Raw genomic sequence first — 14,786 nt, forward strand, 5'->3', positions numbered from 1 at the left:
ATTGCGGGTGCTAGGGCTGTGGGAACGAGGTGAGGACGCGATATCCGGACGGCGCCGACGGGTCGGCTTTGAGGATCACCCGTACCCCCTTCACCCACGTCGTTGGCTGCCCGTGCGCGAAGTCGTAGCGAGTGAGATGCAGCCCCGTGTACTCGTCGAACTTCGCTTCCAGCCGCAGTGGCCCCTTCGCCCCCTTGGCCAGCCAGCCCGAGATCTTCCGTTGATTGCTTGCAATGGTGAGAGTCCTGTCGGTGAAACGCTGTGCGGCGTCGACGTCGACGTAGCGTGAGTCGGCGGCGAGGTCGGCATCTTCCCGCAGTCGCTTGCGCATGCCGTCAATGGTCTTGTCCACGTGCTTGTCGATGGTGTGAGCCTTGCTCCTGCCCCCAAGGCTCTTGCCCTCGTCACCGCGGACATCCGCTCGATGCTCGGGTTTCGTACGGCCCTTCCGTTTGCTTCTGGGCCACGCGTTGTAGTCACCGCCGGAGCCGTTCGTGGCCCCCAGCCCCATGAGGACGAGTCCGGCCGAGCCCAGGACACCGGCATTGAGGGCGGCCTCAGCGGTGAGCGCTCCGGCCACTCCGCCTCCCGCCAGCGCAAACCCTCCGGGAGGGAAGAGCGCCAGCAGCGAGAGCAGGAGAAGAGCGAACCCGAGGTACACCAGAAACGTGTTCAGCGCGTCGAGCAGATGCAGCGTTCGTATCGACTTGCCGTCGGGGCCCACCTCGCCCAGTCCCTGCCACAGCAGGAACGTCCCCGTAGTGGCCGCCCCCAGTGCGGTTCCGAGGCGGAATCGGTGCGCGACCAGCAGTTCCGCCACGGGTTGTGCCGTCACGGCCCGCCAGGTGCGCAGCAGCACAGTGAGCTGGTAGGCGATCCAGATGAGGGCGGCGATGCCGAACCCCATCATGATCTTCGGGCCCGGCCCGGTAGTGAAGAACTCCTGGAGACCAGCCGTGTCCTTGAACGAGCCGACACCCAAGAACAGCAGTGCCGGCACCGCGAGCAGGCACGGCACGAGCAGCAGCCAACGGTCGCGGGGGCGGCGGGCTCTCCGGGCTGCCTTCAGCCACGTTCGGAGGTTGACCGTCTGCCAGGCCTGCTGGTTGTCGGATGCGTCCATCCGCACGGTGATCCCGGCGACCACACGGCGGAGGTCTTCGGATTCGACGGTCGGCGCCGATGTGGCCGCGTACAGCAGGGAACGTCGAAGCCTGATGTAGCGCAGCCCGACCAGCAGGCTCCAGGGCGCCCGCCAGGTCGTATAGCGGAGCAGCGCTGCCACGCTGTCTCCGTCGGCGCGTTCGGTGGCAAGCAGTACGCCGGGCACGGACCGCTTGCCCCTGTGGAGGCGGCCCAGATCGACGACCAGGGCGATGGCCAGACACGCGAGTGGCGCAGCCCATGCGTGCGCGTCCAGGTCCTCGAGCCACTGTTCGGCCTGGCTGCCCGGCTCCCGCGCCGCGTAGTTGTTCACCGTGTGGTGAAAGACAGCCGCAGCGAAGGGGGCCACCGACAACAGGCGCACCCACCCGCATGTACGCCACAGCAGTCCGACCCCGAACCCCGCGAGGGTCGACAGCACCAGATGCTGAAACGTCTCCGTGGCCGGAGGTCCGGCCGTGCCCAGTTGACTGAACGGCGCGGGCAGCCAGGCGGTAAGCACCTGGCCCAAGCCTGGGACATAGGGAGGAGACAAGCTGTCAGGGATGATCCAGCCCTCACCACGAGCCATCGCCCGGTCCGCGTCCAGACCGAAACGGAGCACCGCCTCCAGCAGTCCGAATCCAGCGCCCAGCGCCCCGCCCAGCACCGTGAAGTCGCTCAGCCCCCACTGCCGGCGGACCCGGCGGCTGCATCCCACCAGCAGCAGCGGGGCGATTTTGATCAGTTCCTCTGCCCACGGCGCCACCGTGTAGCTGGTGGTGTTCACCACCGTGATCAGCGACTGCCCCGACTGGTCCGCGTAGAGACGCGTGTAGGCGAGTTCCACCACCGCCGTGGTCACTCCACACCCGTACACCCCCACCACGACGGCCAGCAGCACGGTGGAAAGACGCACGGACCGCGTCGGCCATGAAACGGCGTAGAGCTGTAAAACACCCCAGACAGCCGCTACCGCCATCATCAACGTCACGCCAGCCCCCCGCCGGAACGACCATTAATTCGCAGTTGTGAAGGTGATGTTATGGAGTCGATCGTCGCCACAGCAAGGGACTTGAGACATTAGGGCGTGCGGAACGCCACCGCGTGGATGCCGACGTGCGCCGCAGAGGTCAGTCGGCAGGCTCCTGGAAGTTCTCCCAGTGCTTCTTGGCCTCGGACATGGACTCACGCAGTGAGGCCTCTGCTGTCTCAACCGGTCCCAGTTCCTCGCCGTCGGCCGTGTACAACCGCTCGCCCGAGACAACGAAGTAGGCGTCCTCACCGGCGGGGACGCCCGTGAACTCCGTATAGGCGAAGCAGTGCCCGGCGAGGTCTCCGTACTCGGACGAGAGGATCTCTCCGCCCTGAGAGCTGCCCGTTGCCAGCACTCGTTTGTCCTCTCCGAGCAGCTTCTCCCGGGCTGCCACACCCTCGGCCCGGCACGAGCCATCACCGGTGTCCACGAACATGTCCGCACCCAATGGGCTGTAACTCCTGGCTGTGAACGGGGATCTGTCGACCCATGGTTCCCAGATGAAGAGCGCTGTTCCCGCAATGGCCAGCGAAGCAAGGCTTGCCACTCCGACAGCAATACGCCGCTTCGAGCGGAAGACTGCAACTGGCTTGAGCGGCTTGGTGAGCAATATCCGATCTTCATTTGACATGACTGAATCATGACAGCTCGGCTCCCGCCGACTTCCATGAACGCTTCCGCTGCTCACCGGCCGGACCGTTCGGCAGCACGCATGGCCGCCCATCCGCCCTGGAGGTCGTCCAGGGCAGGGCCGTACCCTGAGCCAAGCGAAGCAGGTACTTGCTTCGCAGTCGTCCCGGTAGCCGGGTGGCGGGCTGTTCCGGGTGTCGGTCACCCGGCAGATGATCAGGAGTCGACCGGTGATAAGCCTGGCCGCAGCGGGGGGAGTGGCCCTGGTCGAACTGGGCATGGCTCTGACTCCGGGGCCGAACATGATCCACCTCGCCTCTCGCGCGATCACCCAAGGCCGCAGGGCGGGACTGGTCAGCCTCGGCGGGACCGCCGTGGGGTTCCCTGTGCTACCTGCTGGCCGCCGCCGCGGGCCTGTCCGCGTTGTTCGCGGCCGTGCCGTTGGCGTACACGGTGGTCAAGCTTGCCGGGGCCGCCTACCTGGCCTACCTGGCCTGGAGCATGCTCGGGCCCGGTGGCCGCTCGCCCTTCGCCCCGGCCCGGGACCTGCCTCCCGTCTCCGACGCCCGCCTGTTCTCGATGGGGCTGCTGACCAACCTGCTCAACCCCAAGATCGCTCTCCTGTACGCCGCTCTGCTGCCCCAGTTCATGGACCCGCAGGCCGGCCCGGGCTGGGCGCAACTGCTCCAGCTCGGCGGGGTGCAGATCCTCGTGGGGGTCTCCGTGAACGCCGCGGTCATGCTGGCCGCGGCACGGATCTCCGGGTTCCTGGCCGCTCGGCCACGCGTGATGACCGCTCAGCGTTTCGCGTCGGGCGGCCTGCTCGGCGTCTTCGCGCTGCGCACCGCCCTGTCCCGTACGCCCGTCTCGACCTGAGCCCTGCCCGCACCCCGGAGACCGGCGGTCCCGCCGCACCTGGGGCCCGACGGAATCGTCACCCGAACGTGTGGTCCATCCCGGTCCCTGCCAGGTCGGGTGCCCGTGCGACATAGCGTCGGGTGGCTGCGCCCGCAGCGGGCGGGAGGTCGCAGGTTCGGCGAGGGAAGGGCGGCATCGCGTGAACGCGGGCACTGGTGAGGGGGGCGACCTGTTCGTCGACGGCACCGGCAGGGGGCGTACGGACGGGGCGAGGACGGGCCGGGGAGCGGTGACCGGGAATGGGGCGGTGCTGTTCTCCGACGCTCCCGGCGGTGGCGGCGGGGCGCCGTCGGCGGCTCCGGCGCCGCCCGGCCCGGGTGCCGCCGGTCGCCGGGCCGCCTCCGTTCCGCCCGCCCGGACCGCCCCGCGTCCCCGCCCCGGCGGTGTCCCTGCCCGGTCCCGGAGGGCGGGGCGATGGGCGAAGGTCGCGCAGCGGATCGTGCCGGACGATCTCCAGCCCGAGGTGCTGCGGGTGGAGCTGACCGAGCTCGGGGACGCGTTCCGCGCCTATCAGCGGCGTCCCGAGCCGGACCTCGCCGTCCTCGCCGAACTCCACGACCGCAAGGCCCGGGCCTTCGCTCTGTGGGCCGACGTCACCGGCGACGCGTCCCTGCGCGAGGAGGCGGACCGGGCCGCGGCGGCCGCGCGGACCACCCGCGAGATGGACGCCAACCGGCACGGCGTCCCGGTGGGCGTGGACGGGCCGGCGGTCGAGCGGTTGCTGACCCGGGGCCAGGGTGTCCACCTCCGCAATGTGCTGGAGCACGTCCGGGTCGACTCCCCGTTCCCCGAGGCCGAGGCCCGGTTCGCGGTGCTGATGCTGACCCTGCGGGCCGCGCGTGCGGGTACCGGGAACGTCACCGGGCAGGATCTCAGCGGCTGGCTGCAGGGCGACGCCGAGCGGGTGCTCCAGGCGCTGGCCGACGCGGGCTGGCTGGTGCTCCCGGAGGGCGTCACCGTCGACGACGCGCTGATGTCCCGGCCGGAGGAGCCCACCCGGATCACCGTGCCCACGCTGATTCCCACCCAGCCCCGCCCGTTCTTCTTCGGCAAGGTCACCCGGGCGCGGCTCTCGGGGTGGGCGCAGAAGGTGGTGGGCGACCGGAAGCTGCGCAAGAAGAAGGCGGGGGCTGCCACGCGGATCCTCGCCGTGTACACCGCGGCCCACAGCCGTCCCGACGGGTGCCTGGGAGAGGCCGGCGAGGACGGTGACGGACTCGCGCTGGACACAGTGGCCTCCTTCTGCGGCCTGCGGCCCGAGGACGTCGCCGAGCACGCCGGGCTGCTGGTCGCCGCCGGCTGGCTCGTGGAGGACGCGGACACCGCAGACGGACGGCTGCGGGGACGGCTCGCCGAGCGCGTACTGCCGCTGAGCGGACTGCTGTGACGACGCCTTCCTGAGGCTCGTCAGGTCCAACGCCCCAAGGGGCGCGGGGAACTGCGCGACCGACCACGACGGCGCCGCACCCGGCACCTGCCCCGCGGGGCAGACTCTCACCCGGTAATAACACCGGTAATGACAAACGGTGCCCGGCCCCCCGCAGGGGACCGGGCACCGTTCGCTCGGCTCAGCTCAGCGCAGCGCTCAGTGGGCGTGGCCGTGGCCGTGGCCCGCGGCGGCCGGCTCTTCCTCTTCCTTCTTCTCGACGACCAGGGTCTCGGTCGTCAGCAGGAGGGAGGCGATGGAGGCGGCGTTCTCCAGGGCGGAGCGGGTGACCTTCACCGGGTCGATGACGCCGGCCTTGACCAGGTCGCCGTACTCGCCGGTGGCGGCGTTGAAGCCCTGGCCCTTGTCGAGCTCGGCGACCTTGGAGGTGATGACGTAGCCCTCCAGGCCGGCGTTCTCGGCGATCCAGCGCAGCGGCTCGACGGCGGCGCGGCGGACGACCGCGACACCGGTGGCCTCGTCGCCGGTCTTGTCGAGGTTGCCCTCGAGGACCTTGACGGCGTGGACCAGCGCGGAGCCACCACCGGAGACGATGCCCTCCTCGACCGCGGCGCGGGTCGCGGAGATGGCGTCCTCCAGACGGTGCTTGCGCTCCTTCAGCTCCACCTCGGTGGCGGCGCCGACCTTGATCACGCACACGCCGCCGGCCAGCTTCGCGAGGCGCTCCTGGAGCTTCTCGCGGTCCCAGTCGGAGTCCGTGGACTCGATCTCGGCCTTGATCTGGGCGATGCGGCCCTCGACCTCGTCGCGCTTGCCGGCACCGTCGACGATCGTGGTGTCGTCCTTGGTGACGGTGATGCGGCGGGCGGTGCCGAGCACGTCCAGGCCGACCTGGTCGAGCTTGAGGCCGACCTCCTCGGAGATGACCGTGGCGCCGGTCAGGACGGCCATGTCCTGCAGCATCGCCTTGCGGCGGTCGCCGAAGCCCGGGGCCTTGACGGCCACCGCGTTGAAGGTGCCGCGGATCTTGTTGACGACGAGGGTGGAGAGCGCCTCGCCCTCCAGGTCCTCGGCGATGATCAGCAGCGGCTTGGAGGCGTTGGCCTGGATGACCTTCTCCAGCAGCGGCAGCAGGTCCGCGATGGAGGAGATCTTGCCCTGGTTGATCAGGATGTACGGGTCGTCGAGGACGGCCTCCATGCGCTCCTGGTCCGTCACGAAGTACGGCGACAGGTAGCCCTTGTCGAAGGCCATGCCCTCGGTGAAGTCCAGCTCCAGACCGAAGGTGTTGGACTCCTCGACGGTGATGACACCGTCCTTGCCGACCTTGTCCATCGCCTCGGCGATCAGCTCGCCGACCTGCTGGTCCTGGGCGGACAGCGCGGCCACGGCGGCGATGTCGGACTTCTCGTCGATCGGGCGGGCGGTGGCGAGGAGGTCCTCGGAGACGGCCTTGACGGCGGCGTCGATGCCCTTCTTGAGCAGCGCCGGGGAGGCACCCGCGGCGACGTTCTTCAGGCCCTCGCGCACGAGCGCCTGGGCGAGCACGGTGGCGGTGGTGGTGCCGTCACCCGCGATGTCGTTGGTCTTGGTCGCCACCTCCTTCACCAGCTGGGCGCCGAGGTTCTCGTACGGGTCCTCGACCTCGACCTCGCGGGCGATGGTGACGCCGTCGTTGGTGATGGTGGGGGCGCCGAACTTCTTGTCGATGACGACGTTGCGGCCCTTGGGGCCGATCGTCACCTTCACCGTGTCGGCAAGCTTGTTGACGCCGCGCTCGAGGGCGCGACGGGCGTCCTCGTCGAACTTCAGGATCTTCGCCATGGGAGCGTGAGCCCTCTTCCGGAAATCTTGGGGTTATACGGCAACTGCGCCCCCGACGCCCGGCTTTTTATGGTCGCGGGAGCCAGGGGCGCAGCTGGAAAGCAAGGTGCTTCGAAGTGAAGTACTACTGAGAAGCGCTACTTCTACTTCTCGACGATCGCGAGCACGTCGCGGGCCGAGAGGACGAGGTACTCCTCGCCGTTGTACTTCACCTCGGTGCCGCCGTACTTGCTGTAGAGCACGACGTCGCCGACGGTGACGTCGAGCGGAAGACGGTTGCCGTCCTCGAAGCGGCCCGGGCCCACGGCCAGGACGACGCCCTCCTGGGGCTTCTCCTTGGCGGTGTCCGGAATGACCAGGCCCGAAGCCGTGGTCTGCTCGGCGTCGAGCGGCTGGACCACGATGCGGTCCTCGAGCGGCTTGATGGCAACCTTGGAGCTGGCGGTCGTCACGATCCGACCTCCCCCTTCGGAGATCTCACGGGGTTAACTGTCTGAGGTGGCGACCAGGTCGATCCGTCGTCGCGGGTGCCGGACCTGCCCGTCGCTGTGTTGGCACTCTCCGGTGGGGAGTGCCAGAGCCGAGACTATGACTGCGGTTAGCACTCGGTCAAGCGGAGTGCCAATGCCGGCGGCGCGTCGGCGGGGTTTTCGTGTGAACGCCGGTTTGTGAAGGCACCCTGCGTGGGTGTGGGCGTCGCTGGGGGCTGCCGCCCCCAGGCCCCCGCTTCGGCCCTGAACGGGCCTTGTCCTCAAACGCCGGACGGGCTGTGACTAGAGGTACTTTTCCAAGTTGCCCACCCTCAGCCCCTGCTGCTCGATCGTCTTCAGCAGACGCTCCGTGCGGGCCGTCAGGTTCGTGGCCGTCGGGTGGTCCGGGTCCACGGCGATGATGTCGCCGGGGTGGAGGCGGGGCTCGCCGCGGGTGTAGGTGAGGTCGCCGTCGGCGTCGAGGGTGGCGCGCCACAGGATCAGGGCCGTGATGCCGCAGTCGGCGGCGGCACGCAGGGTCGTGGTGTCGTACGCGCCGTGCGGCGGCCGGAAGAGGTGGGCGCGGACGCCGAAGCGGGACTTGAGCTTGGTCTGCTGGCCGCAGATCTCGGCGCGCTGGCCGGCGTAGGGCAGGCCGCGCAGGGAGCGGTGGTCCAGGGTGTGGTTCTGCAGGCTCGCCCCGAACGGCCGCAGCCGGGCGAAGTCGCCGTACGCCGGTCCGGCGACGGTGTCGGTGAGGAACAGGGTGACCGGGAGCCGCCGTTCGCGGATCAGGCCGGTGAGGGCGGGGTCGCGCTCGGCGCTGTCGTCGTAGGTGAGGAAGACGACCGGGTCGTCGGTACGGACGTGGTCCACGACGGGCGGCAGCCGGCGCCCCCGGTCGGCGTCCTGGGCGGGGTCCCCGGCTGCCGCCGCCTGTTCGGCGGGGGCGGCGAGCCGGTCGCAGGCGGTGAGCGGGAGCAGCAGGATCAGCGGGAGCAGGAGGGCGGCCGGGGCGGTGCCTGCCGGGCGGGACCGCCCTCGCCTCACAGGTAGTCCTCCAGGCGGGCCACCGCGTATCCGTCGGCGGTGATCCGGTCCAGGAAGCGGCGGACCATGTCGGTCATGGTGCCGTCCCAGTCGTTCTCGCCCCGGAAGTGGGTGAGGACGATGTCACCGGGGTGCAGGTCCTGGTCCCACTCGCGGTACTCCCAGTGGTCGACGTACACCTCCTCGCTCCAGATCGGGGCGTACTCGATGCCGCAGGACTTGGCGGCGCGCAGGGTGTCGCGGTTGTAGTTGCCGAAGGGCGGGCGGAAGAGGACGGGGCGCTTGCCGTAGTGCTTCTCCATCACGTCCTGCATGCCGCAGATCTCGTGCTTCTGCTCCTCGTAGGAGAGCGCGGGCAGGTAGGGGTGGCTCAGGGTGTGGTTGTTGAGGGTGACGCCCCGGGCCTGCATCTTCTTGAAGTAGCCGTAGTCGTCCTTGATCTCGTCGTCGGTGAGGAAGACGGTGTACGGGATCTTCAGCTCGCTCATCATCCTCAGGAACGCCGGGTCCTTCTCGGCGCCGTCGTCGATGGTGAGGAAGACGACCTTCTCCTTGGTGGGGACCGTGGTGAAGACCGGCGGGAGGCCGTCCTCCTCCTGGCCGTCGACCTCGAAGCCCTCGCGGGCCTTGATCACCGGCTTCTTCTCGGGCGGCGCGGGGGCCGTCAGCGGGACCTTCTCGAGCTTCCAGCGCTTGGCGGCGGCGACGAGGGCGGCCCGGGCCTCGCGCGCCTCGGCCGCGGCGTCGGCCGCGCGGGCCGGGGCAGCCTCCGGGCCCTGCCGGCCGGCGGCGCCCCGCTCCCCGTGGCCGTCGCCCTGCGCACAGCCGCCGGCGAGGGCGGCGACGGCGAGGACGGCGGTGGCCGCCGCCCCGCGCCGGCGCAGTGCTCGGCGGCGGACCCCGCGGAGTGCGGGACGGGATGCCCGGGACACGCGACGCGACGCCCGACTTTTGTCATTTTGTACGACTGCTCGCATGGTGCCGGATCCTCGCAGGGCCCGGCCGCCGAACCCGGTCCGACACCGCGCCGGAGGCGCACGGTCCACCGACTGGCCCACAATGTCCCGGTGAACGACCTCGATTCCCTCCACGCCCTGCTCACCCCCGAGGGCCGCGCGCTGCTCGACGAGGTGCGCGACACCGATCCCGCGCAGGAGTTGGCGGTCGCCACCCGGCTGCGGCGCACGCACCCCGCCGGGCTGGTCTCGGCGGCGCTCGGGCAGGCGCGGCTGCGGCAGCGGGCGGTGGCGAAGTTCGGGGCCGAGGACGCGCGGCTGATGTTCTTCACGCCGAACGGGGTGGAGCAGTCGACGCGGGCGAGCGTGGCGACGTACCGCGCGGAGAGCCTCCATGCGCTCGGGGCACGGTCCGTCGCCGACCTGTGCTGCGGGATCGGCGGCGACGCGATCGCGTTCGCCCGCGCCGGGATCCGGGTCCTGGCCGTCGACCGGGACCCGGTGACCTGCGCGGCGGCCCGTGCCAACGCCGACGCGCTCGGTCTCGCCGACCTGATCGAGGTGCGCGAGGCCGATGTGACGGAGGTGGACACCGCCGGATACGACGCCGTGTTCGTGGACCCCGCCCGGCGTTCCTCCAAGCGCGGCCGGATCTTCGACCCGGAGGCCTACTCGCCGCCGCTGTCCTGGGCCGTGTCCGCCGCACTCGGGGCACCGCTCGGCCTGCTGAAGATCGCGCCGGGCATTCCGCACGAGGCGATCCCCCCGGAGGCGACGGCGGAGTGGGTCTCGGACGGCGGCGACGTCAAGGAGGCCGTGCTGTGGTTCGGCCCGGACGTGACGCCGGGCGCGCGGCGGGCGACGCTGCTGCCCGCCGAGGCGGACGTCTACGCGACCCCGGACACCATGCTCCCGGACCCGGAGGTCCGGCCGGTCGGGCGGTACCTGTACGAGCCGGACGGCGCCGTCATCCGCGCCCACCTGGTCGCCGAGGTGGCCGACGACCTGGACGGCGGGCTGATCGACCCGACCATCGCCTACGTCACCGCCGACGAGCCGCACCGCACGCCGTACGCCACGGTCTACGAGATCACCGACCAACTCCCGTTCAACGTCAAGAAGCTGAAGGCGCTGCTGCGGGAGCGCGGGGTGGGCACGCTGACCGTGAAGAAGCGGGGCTCGGCGGTCGAGCCGGAGGAGCTGCGCAAAAAGGTCAAGCCGCAGGGGCCGAACGCCGCGACCGTGTTCCTGACGCGGGTCGCGGGGGCGCCGACGATGCTGATCGGGCACCCCGCGCGTTAACCGGTCGCCTCCTGTGCGCGGTGCAGCAGGAGCGCGCGTTCGCGGGCGTTGCGGGTCAGGGACGCGGCCCGTTCGAACTCCTCGCGGGCCTCGGCCGTGCGGCCCAGGCGGGCCAGGAGGTCGCCGCGGACGCTGGGGAGCAGGTGGTAGTCGCGCAGGGCGGGTTCGGCGGCGAGGGCGTCCACGAGGGCCAGCGCGGGGGCCGGTCCCTCGGCCATCGAGACGGCGACCGCGCGGTTGAGTTCGACGACCGGGGACGGGGCGCGGGCCGCGAGCAGGCCGTAGAGCGCGGCGATGCGCGGCCAGTCGGTCTCCTCGTAGGTGTGGGCCGTCGCGTGGCAGGCGGCGATCGCGGCCTGGAGGGCGTACGGGCCCGGGGCGGCGGAGCCGGTGGTGGCGTGGGCGTGGCCGAGGGCGGTGACGCCGCGGGCGATGAGCAGACGGTTCCAGCGGTGGCGGTTCTGGTCCTTCAGCAGCACCGGCTCGCCGTCGGGGGCGGTACGGGCGGCGGTGCGGGAGGACTGGAACTCCAGCAGCGCGGCCAAGCCGTGGACCTCGGGCTCCTTCGGCATCAGGGCGGACAGGACGCGGGCCAGCCGCAGGGCGTCCTCGCACAGGGCGGGGCGGAGCCAGTCGTCGCCGGCGGTGGCCGCGTAGCCCTCGTTGAAGATCAGGTAGATGACCTCCAGGACCGAGCCGAGACGGGCCTCGCGGTCCGGTCCGTACGGCACCTCGAAGGCGACGTTCTTCCTGGCCAGCGTGCGTTTGGCGCGGACGATGCGCTGGGCGACCGTGGGTTCGGGGACGAGGCAGGCGCGGGCGATCTCCGGTGTGGTCAGGCCGCCGAGGAGGCGGAGGGTGAGGGCGATGCGGGCCTCGGCGGACAGCACCGGATGGCAGGCGGTGAAGACCAGCCGCAGCAGGTCGTCGTCGATGTCCTCCGGGTCGGCCGGCTCCTCGGGCGGCGGCGCGGAGGCGGGCAGCTCCCGGCCGATCTCCGCGAGCTTGCGGGCGTAGGTCTCCCGGCGCCGGATCAGGTCGACGGCACGGCGGCGGGCGGTGGCCATGAGCCATGCGCCCGGGTTGTCGGGCACGCCGTCCCTGGGCCACTGCTCCAGGGCGGCGACCAGGGCGTCCTGGGTGAGTTCCTCGGCGATGCCGACGTCCCGGACGAGCCGGGCGACGCCGGCGATCACGCGGGGCGACTCCAGCCGGAAGACGGTTTCGAGGGCGGCGGTGGGCTGCGGTTCCACAGCCCACCATGCAACACCCTCGGGGCGCCGGGGCAAAACGGCGCCCGGACCCGGTTCCGTCGGCTCAGCCCTCCATCAGCTCGCGGACCTCGCAGGTCACCGTCCAGTACTCCTCGTGCACCTTCAGGAACCGCTTGGTCCACTCGACCGCCTCGGCCCGGTCCTTCGCCTGGAGGAGGGAGTAGCCGCCGATGACCTCCTTGGACTCGGTGAAGGGCCCGTCGGTGACGGAGATCCGCCCGCCCTCGTAGTGGACGCGGGTGCCCTGGGCGGTCGGGGTGAGCCCGGCCGTGTCGAGCAGGACGCCGGCCTTGGTCATCTCGTCCATCAGCTTCTCCATCCGCTGGATCAGCTCGGGGCTGGGGCCGCCGGCGAGGGTGTCGGACTCCTCGATGCGGATCAGGGACAGGTAGCGGGGCATGGTGACTCCTCGGGTGGTTCGGTGCCGGGTCCTGCCGGCCTCTCACCCTTGCGTCGAACGGGCCGGCCACGGATCGACACCCGCCGGGGAGAAATTCCGGAACGTCCTTCAGCGCAGCGATTCCCACAGCTCGGCGGCGTCCGGCTGGTCCGCCACCACCCGGTTGGGGTCGGAGGGCGCGGGCAGCACCGGCATCGTCAGCGTGCGTACGTCGTCCGCGTCCAGGTCGCCCAGGCTGCGGCCCAGGTTCATCAACTCGCCCAGCGAGTCCAGGCCGGTGTCGGTGGTGAGGCTGCCGGTGAGGGCGTCGGCGACCTGGTAGAGGCGTGCGGGGTCGGCGAGCAGGTCGGTGGCGGAGATCTGCTCGAGCAGCGCCTTGACCAGCTTGTGCTGGAGCTCTATCCGGGCGAGGTCGCTGCCGCCCGCCAGTCCGTACCGGGTGCGGGCCAGGCCGAGGGCCTCGGTGCCGTCGAGGTGGTGGGTGCCGGCGTCCAGGTGCAGGTGGCTCTTGTCGTCGTCGATGTCCGCGTCCGTGGTGACGGTGACCCCGCCGAGCGCGTCGACCAGGTCGGCGAAGCCGGCGAAGTCGACCTCGACGTAGTGGTCCATGCGGACGCCGGTGAGCGACTCGACGGTCTTGACGGCGCAGACCGGACCGCCCAGTTCGTAGGCGGTGTTGAACATCGCGCCGCTCGCCGCCCTGGTCGTACCGCCGGACGGCAGCGGGCAGGAGGGCCGCTCCACGAGCGTGTCGCGCGGGATGCTGACGACGGTGGCGGCGGTGCGGCCCGCGTCGAGGTGGACGACCATCGCGGTGTCCGAGCGGGCGCCCCCGCTGTCGCCGCCGCCGAGTTCCCGGTTCTCCTCGCCGCTGCGCGAGTCGGAGCCGAGGACGAGGAGGTTCAGCGCGCCGGTGGGCACCGGGGACGCGGAGGGCGAGGCGGAGGGGACGGTGACGGGGCGGGCGGGGCGGTCGTCGCCGAGCGCGCCGTTGATGTCGACGCTCTTGATGTTGCCGTTGAGGTGCCAGTAGGCCCAGCCCGCCGCCCCGGCGCCGAGCAGCAGGGCGCCGGTCAGGGCCAGGCCGGCCACCTTCAGCCCCCGTCGGCGGCCGTCCCGGCCCTCCTGCCCGCCCCGCGCCGCCATGCGTCAGCCCCCGCCCCGCCCGTCCCGTTCGCGTCCCCACTCGGATGCCCGCCGGAAGGAACATAAGTCCGAATTATTGAAACTGGAACAGGTGGGCCGGGCTTCTGCGGAAATTCTCAGACTTCGCAGGCCGCCGGACACCCCCGGGCCCGGGGCGCGTGCGGCGGGCTACGCCTCCCGGGGCGGTGCCGTACTGCTGCGCACCTCCAGGCTGGTGGCCAGCTCCACCCGGGTCGCCGTCGGGGAACCGTCGTCCCGCCCGAGGTCCAGGACCAGCCGGGCCGCCGCCTCGGCCATCTCCATCAGCGGCTGCCGTACGGTCGTCAGCGGCGGGCCCACCCAGCGGGCCACCGGCAGGTCGTCGAAGCCGACCACGCTCAGGTCCTGCGGGATGCGCAGCCCCAGCTCGCGCGCGGCCTCGTACAGCCCGAGCGCCTGGAGGTCGTTGCCGGCGAAGACGGCGGTCGGCCGGTCCGGGCGGCGCAGCAGTTCCAGGCCCTGCCGGTAGCCGGCCTCGTGGTGGAAGTCGCCGGTCACGATCAGGTCGGGGTCGACGGGCAGCCCGGCCGTCTCCAGGGCGGCCCGGTAGCCGTCGACGCGGGCGCGGCTGCACATCATGCGGGTGGGGCCGCTGATCGCGCCGATGCGGGTGTGGCCGAGGTCGACCAGGTGCCGGGTGGCGGCGAGTCCGCCCTGCCAGTTCGTGGCGCCGATGGACGGCACGTCGGCGCCGGGGTCGCCGGCCGGGTCCATCACCACGAACGGGATGGACCGGCTGGTGAGCAGGGCCCGCTGCGACTCGTCGAGGCCGGACAGGACGAGGATCACGCCGTGCGGACGGCGGGCGGCGACCTGGTCGGCCCAGGTCCGGCCGGGGGTGAGACGGCCCGCGCTCTCGGAGAGCACGACGCTGAGCCCGGCGTCCCGGGCCACGTTCTCCACGCCCCGGATGACCTCCATCGCCCAGGCGCTCTCCAGTTCGTGGAAGACCAGGTCGATCAGGGGCGAGCGGGTCGACTCGGCCCGCCTGCGCCGGTAGCCGTGCACGCGCAGCAGTTCCTCGACGCGGGCCCTGGTCGACGGGGCGACGTCGGCGCGGCCGTTGAGCACCTTCGAAACAGTCGGCGCCGACACACCGGCCTCACGCGCGATCTCGGCGAGGGTCGCGGTCTGTGCGGACCGCTTTCGCGTCGGAGTCTCAACAGGCTGCGGGGATGTCATGGCGGCGATCGTAACCCCACGCGCTCCCA

At 71.3% G+C, this 14,786-nt stretch carries 12 protein-coding genes and 1 pseudogene; 3 read left to right on the forward strand and 10 right to left on the reverse strand.

What is annotated here, in order from left to right:
- Window positions 1-10 precede the first annotated feature (10 nt).
- Window positions 11-2,062, reverse strand: a complete 2,052-nt coding sequence (locus D1J63_RS14420; protein WP_241235562.1) for an RNase A-like domain-containing protein — start codon at window positions 2,060-2,062, stop codon at window positions 11-13.
- 214 nt (window positions 2,063-2,276) lie between these two features.
- Window positions 2,277-2,810: a hypothetical protein gene (locus D1J63_RS14425; protein ID WP_125629189.1), complete on the reverse strand. Its 534-nt coding sequence runs from the start codon at window positions 2,808-2,810 to the stop codon at window positions 2,277-2,279.
- A 229-nt stretch (window positions 2,811-3,039) separates the two neighbouring features.
- On the opposite strand from D1J63_RS14425, the pseudogene D1J63_RS14430 reads away from it, so the two are divergent.
- Window positions 3,040-3,685: pseudogene (locus D1J63_RS14430) on the forward strand (LysE family translocator).
- Between the two features lie 481 nt (window positions 3,686-4,166).
- A complete protein-coding gene (locus D1J63_RS14435) occupies window positions 4,167-5,114 on the forward strand; it encodes a hypothetical protein (protein WP_241235563.1) in 948 nt (315 codons plus the stop codon).
- A 198-nt stretch (window positions 5,115-5,312) separates the two neighbouring features.
- Here the strand turns inward: D1J63_RS14435 and groL are convergent, their stop codons facing one another.
- The 4 genes from groL to D1J63_RS14455 form a co-directional block, all read right to left on the reverse strand.
- Window positions 5,313-6,938, reverse strand: a complete 1,626-nt coding sequence (gene groL, locus D1J63_RS14440; protein WP_061442988.1) for a chaperonin GroEL — start codon at window positions 6,936-6,938, stop codon at window positions 5,313-5,315.
- 143 nt (window positions 6,939-7,081) lie between these two features.
- On the reverse strand, window positions 7,082-7,390 hold the full coding sequence (gene groES, locus D1J63_RS14445; protein WP_010986397.1) for a co-chaperone GroES: 309 nt from the start codon (window positions 7,388-7,390) through the stop codon (window positions 7,082-7,084).
- Window positions 7,391-7,711: 321 nt separating this feature from the next.
- The gene (locus D1J63_RS14450; protein ID WP_125629191.1) at window positions 7,712-8,458 is read right to left on the reverse strand and encodes a polysaccharide deacetylase family protein; all 747 of its coding nucleotides are present in this window, start codon (window positions 8,456-8,458) and stop codon (window positions 7,712-7,714) included.
- Window positions 8,455-9,435, reverse strand: a complete 981-nt coding sequence (locus D1J63_RS14455; protein ID WP_241235564.1) for a polysaccharide deacetylase family protein — start codon at window positions 9,433-9,435, stop codon at window positions 8,455-8,457. Before D1J63_RS14455 ends, D1J63_RS14450 begins: the two co-directional genes overlap by 4 nt.
- Before the next feature lie 90 nt (window positions 9,436-9,525).
- Here D1J63_RS14455 and D1J63_RS14460 point away from each other — a divergent pair, with 90 nt between their 5' ends.
- Window positions 9,526-10,716 (forward strand): class I SAM-dependent methyltransferase, encoded by a 1,191-nt coding sequence (locus tag D1J63_RS14460; protein ID WP_164712843.1) that lies wholly within the window; start codon window positions 9,526-9,528, stop codon window positions 10,714-10,716.
- On the opposite strand, the gene D1J63_RS14465 is transcribed toward D1J63_RS14460, so the two are convergent.
- The 4 genes from D1J63_RS14465 to D1J63_RS14480 form a co-directional block, all read right to left on the reverse strand.
- Window positions 10,713-11,969, reverse strand: a complete 1,257-nt coding sequence (locus tag D1J63_RS14465) for a sigma-70 family RNA polymerase sigma factor (protein ID WP_125629193.1) — start codon at window positions 11,967-11,969, stop codon at window positions 10,713-10,715. The genes D1J63_RS14460 and D1J63_RS14465 overlap by 4 nt on opposite strands.
- Window positions 11,970-12,033: 64 nt before the next feature.
- The gene (locus D1J63_RS14470; protein ID WP_125629194.1) at window positions 12,034-12,390 is read right to left on the reverse strand and encodes a YciI family protein; all 357 of its coding nucleotides are present in this window, start codon (window positions 12,388-12,390) and stop codon (window positions 12,034-12,036) included.
- Between the two features lie 108 nt (window positions 12,391-12,498).
- The gene (locus tag D1J63_RS14475; protein WP_125629195.1) at window positions 12,499-13,536 is read right to left on the reverse strand and encodes an LCP family protein; all 1,038 of its coding nucleotides are present in this window, start codon (window positions 13,534-13,536) and stop codon (window positions 12,499-12,501) included.
- A gap of 168 nt (window positions 13,537-13,704) precedes the next feature.
- Window positions 13,705-14,757 (reverse strand): LacI family DNA-binding transcriptional regulator, encoded by a 1,053-nt coding sequence (locus D1J63_RS14480; RefSeq protein ID WP_125629196.1) that lies wholly within the window; start codon window positions 14,755-14,757, stop codon window positions 13,705-13,707.
- Between the last annotated feature and the right edge of the window lie 29 nt (window positions 14,758-14,786).

The sequence above is a fragment of the Streptomyces sp. KPB2 genome, from assembly GCF_003950055.1.
Taxonomy (GTDB): Bacteria; Actinomycetota; Actinomycetes; order Streptomycetales; family Streptomycetaceae; genus Streptomyces; species Streptomyces salinarius.